General features: G+C 32.7%; 4 protein-coding genes and 1 pseudogene. 3 read left to right on the forward strand and 2 right to left on the reverse strand.

Annotated elements, in window-relative coordinates:
- Positions 1 to 218 precede the first annotated feature (218 nt).
- The 3 genes from J2S07_RS21640 (at position 219) to J2S07_RS21650 (ending at position 1,830) form a co-directional block, all read left to right on the forward strand.
- Positions 219 to 839, forward strand: a complete 621-nt coding sequence (locus tag J2S07_RS21640; RefSeq protein ID WP_019381807.1) for a class I SAM-dependent methyltransferase — start codon at positions 219 to 221, stop codon at positions 837 to 839.
- 93 nt (positions 840 to 932) lie between these two features.
- Positions 933 to 1,328 carry a mercury resistance transcriptional regulator MerR gene (merR, locus tag J2S07_RS21645; RefSeq protein ID WP_075981803.1) on the forward strand — a complete coding sequence of 132 codons (396 nt, stop codon included), beginning with the start codon at positions 933 to 935 and terminating at the stop codon, positions 1,326 to 1,328.
- 43 nt (positions 1,329 to 1,371) lie between these two features.
- Entirely contained in the window at positions 1,372 to 1,830 is a 459-nt protein-coding gene (locus tag J2S07_RS21650; RefSeq protein ID WP_019381809.1) for a putative iron-sulfur cluster-binding metallochaperone, read from the forward strand.
- Between the two features lie 112 nt (positions 1,831 to 1,942).
- Here the strand turns inward: J2S07_RS21650 and J2S07_RS21655 are convergent, their stop codons facing one another.
- A complete protein-coding gene (locus J2S07_RS21655; protein WP_075981804.1) occupies positions 1,943 to 2,338 on the reverse strand; it encodes a DUF6262 family protein in 396 nt (131 codons plus the stop codon).
- Positions 2,331 to 3,911: pseudogene (locus J2S07_RS21660) on the reverse strand (tyrosine-type recombinase/integrase); the annotation flags it as partial. The gene J2S07_RS21655 and the pseudogene J2S07_RS21660, both read right to left, overlap by 8 nt.
- Positions 3,912 to 4,006: the final 95 nt, after the last annotated feature.

Raw genomic sequence — 4,006 nt, forward strand, 5'->3', positions numbered from 1 at the left:
TAAATTGGACGATTTTTTTGTGCACTTTTCTAAAAATAGTAGAAATAAGAAAGGGGCACCAAAAAGTCAGTTACTCTGACTTTTTGGACAGCCCCTTTATATGATTTCTTACTGAATGAAAAGGTATGATGCTTCAATGTGATTTTTCGCCCTTCTTGTTTTTAAAAAAGGGATACTCTTAAAGGATATTTAAATTCAGTCATTCGGAAGTGAAGATAATGAATAATTCTTGGAATCGAGTGATTTATAAAATTTGGTCTCCAATTTATGATAAGATTTTTAATTCGGGTGTTTTTTTAAATGCACGCAGACAAATATTTCTAGATATCCCCTTTCATAGTAATCAAAAGGTACTTTTTGTTGGTGTAGGAACAGGTGCTGATTTAGAGTTAATAACTCAATCTGATTTAGATATAAAGGCAATTGATTTTTCACCTGATATGCTTAAAAAGGCAAGTGCGAAATTTAAAAATTCACCTATTAAATTCATAGAAATGGATGCTCAAAATATGGAGTTTGATAATGAAACATTTGATTATGTAGTTGCTAGTCTAATTCTTTCTGTAGTGCCTGATGCAGATAAGTGTTTAACAGAAATGACGAGGGTTTTAAGAAAAGGAGGCAAAATAATTATTTTTGACAAATTCGTATCTGAAGAACATAAATTATCTTTTTCAAAAAAGCTTCTTAGACCACTAATAAAAGTATTAGGAACAGATATTGGATTGAATTTTGAAGATCTGTACCGTAGAAATAGTATAAATCTAATGATAAACGAAGATAAAAATGTAATGATGAATGGAATGTACAGAAAAATAATAATTAGTAAAGTTAGTTGATTATGTTTGAGCAAATTAAAAATTTCAAAATTACCTTTTACTCTTTACCCTGTACTATGGTACAGGGTTTATAATTTATCTGAGGTGAATGAAATGAATTATCGCATTAGTGAACTTGCAGAAAGGTGTGGGGTCAATAAAGAAACTATAAGATATTACGAAAGATTGGGTCTCCTTTCGGAACCTTCTCGGACAAAAGCTGGATATAGGATGTATCCAGAAGAGTCTGTGGATCGCCTACAATTTATTAAACGAATGCAAGATTTAGGTTTTTCTTTAGCCGAGATCGATAAACTACTTGGAGTTGTTGATAAAGACGACGAACGATGTAACGATATGTATGATTTTGTTGTTCATAAAATTGATGAAGTTCAAAAGAAAATTAAGGATTTAAAAAGAATCGAACACATGCTAATTAATTTAAAAGATTGTTGTCCTGATGAAAAATCTCTACATGAATGTCCTATTATTGAAACTTTGATGAATTAGAAAAGATAGCACAAAATATGTATCATAATAAGGTGGGAGAATGATGTCAGATTGTTGTAATAACACTAAAGAAATTAAAAATGAAAATGTTGTAAAGTGTCCATCTTGTAAAAATAGATCTAAAAATGTAAAGTTGATAACATTAAAATCAATGCTTAAACCATCTGCATTAGAAACATTAAATGCTAAAGAAAATCACTATTTTTGTTCAACCAAAGATTGTGATGTAGTCTATTTTGATACGAATAATAAAGAGTACCTTTTATCTGACATAAAGGTGGTCGTTCATCAAAAAGATGCCTCAGTAACTACACCAATTTGTTATTGTTTTGATTGGACAAAAGAGAAAATAAAGGAATACGTAGAAAAAGGCCTTACTCCTAATCCAGTAGAACATATTCGAGAGAACATAAAGGAAAACCGATGTGGTTGTGATGTGAATAACCCTCAAGGTAGTTGTTGCTTGGCAAATGTTACAAGCTATATCAAAGAACTAACCTAACCTGTATATACTCAATTAAAAGGCGCGTTTCTTGAATAAGAAGAGCGCCTTTACTCAATAATTCCCACTGCACTCGATAAATTATACTACTAGGTTGCCGATTGAAAGATGGCTAAATATTTTTGAAGTATTCGGTTAGCTTTTCGTTTTCCTTATCACGTAATTGCTTATTTTCCTTTTCAAGTTCTTTGTTTTTTTTCTCCAATTTTTCAATCCTTCTTTTAAGTGAAGCAATTACAGCGTTTTGATTGTTTTCATCTCTTTTAATTCTACTATCTACAAATGCTTTTTCTTGTTGATTGCGTAAGAAATTAATGCGCTCTTTAAGCTCAGAATGGTTATATAGGGTTGCTTTACTAACTCCAGCTTCTTTTGCCACACTATTAAAATTAATGGCCTTAGATGTCCTTGTAAGGCGTTTAATAGCTTCCTCAACCTTAATCTTGGTTTCTTGCTTTCTCTTTTCATGGAGCTGACTTAATTGCTTTTCACGGTCAAATTTAGCCATGTGTAACACCTTTCATTTTCTTCCGATCTAATTGTCTCTTCATACGGTCAATACGCCCGAAAATGACATTTCCTTTCTTAATTGTTTCATAAATATTTTTGTACCTATCTAGATTCTTTTCATTCGCTTTTACCATCTCTTCCCGACCATATTCTTTTGCTACTTGAATAGTTTTAGTTGTTGACTCTATAAGTAATTCATACTTTTTTACATCAAAACTATCCATGCCAACGGATAAGTCAAAACAAGGCTTTCCATCGTTCGCTGTTAGACAAGGAGGCTCAGCTGCTAATGGACAATTTCCGTTAACTCTTGCACGACAAGTGCCGTAAGGGTTATCCAATGCATTTAATTTCTCGTCTTTCCAAATCATATCCAATATGTCTTCAGGGATGTCCTCAGTTTCTGATACCTCATGTATTTCTCCATTAAGGTCAAACGTAAAAACACCTTGTTTAATAACCTTTTCAAACTCTTTCCGTTTTGTGTCATCTAATAAGCGAGCATATCTCAACGTCATTTCGGGTGACGCGTGAGCTAACAACTCTTGCACTGTTAGAATATCAGCGCCACCATTTAACAATTTTACAGCGTATGTGTGCCGGAATTGATGGTTTTTGAAGTGAAAGAGATTCCCCATTTCATCAGTGATATTCTTTTTGATAGCCAATTCATTAAGTTTATCGCTAATCCAACCTTGTGCATAAGGCAGTCCTTTACGAAAACCCTTATATCGAACGAAGATGTATTTATTAGGGTTGTTATCGTCATTACTAAATTCCTTTGAGTTATGTATGACAACGGCAAGCATATTTGCTAACTCTTCATCAATTGGTATTCTATGGCCTTTAACGTATACTTTTTCAATATCCGTAACGATAGAGTATTTACCATTTAAACGTACTAAGCAATCTTGTGTTAATCCTAATACATCGCTTATACGTAGGCCTGTTTTATATGCTACCCACACAACAGGTTGTACATCTGGATTAAGTTCGTTAATGTTACCGAAGAGTTGCTCTAATACCGAATCAGGAATATATTCAATAACATCATCAGATTTTTTATCAAGTGAGGGATAATCCTCCGGATAAAGAAGCAATGATGTTGATTTCTCAGATGCGATACTATATTCAAATCGTTGGATATCTTTTAAAAAAGTGTAAACACATTTTATGTTATCACTTCTATTTTGTTTAGGATTTGCATTTTTTTGTTTCAATTCATTTATTGAATAATCCCGAAGGTAATTCAAATAGCTCTCTATATGCTGTCTCGTTAGTCCCTTTAAATCATTCCACTGTGGTTCAATTTCAGAAATAAAATTGAGAAATCTTGGAACATAAATTGAATATTTCCGAGCCGTCCCCCACGAAAATCTGCCTCCACCTAGTAGTCGAGTGTGTAAATATTTCTTAAAATACTGTCTAAAGACAGTGTTTTCAATTTTCATAAAGTCAACGAAAAAATCAGTCGTGGATCTATTATATTCCACTCCATATTTAGCATTTAGCACTCTTACATCCCATCTGTCTTTTTCCCATTCTTCACGTTTATCTGTAAGAGTAAATAACGGATTAACCCCCGAATTTTGGACAATATCACTCTTAATCTAGCTTTTTCTTAAAATTACATTGTTTTTCGTTTCCTTTTGTCCTTTTTGGAGTC

This window comes from Anoxybacillus andreesenii (genome assembly GCF_030813005.1).
Lineage (GTDB): Bacteria > Bacillota > Bacilli > Bacillales > Cytobacillaceae > Robertmurraya > Robertmurraya andreesenii.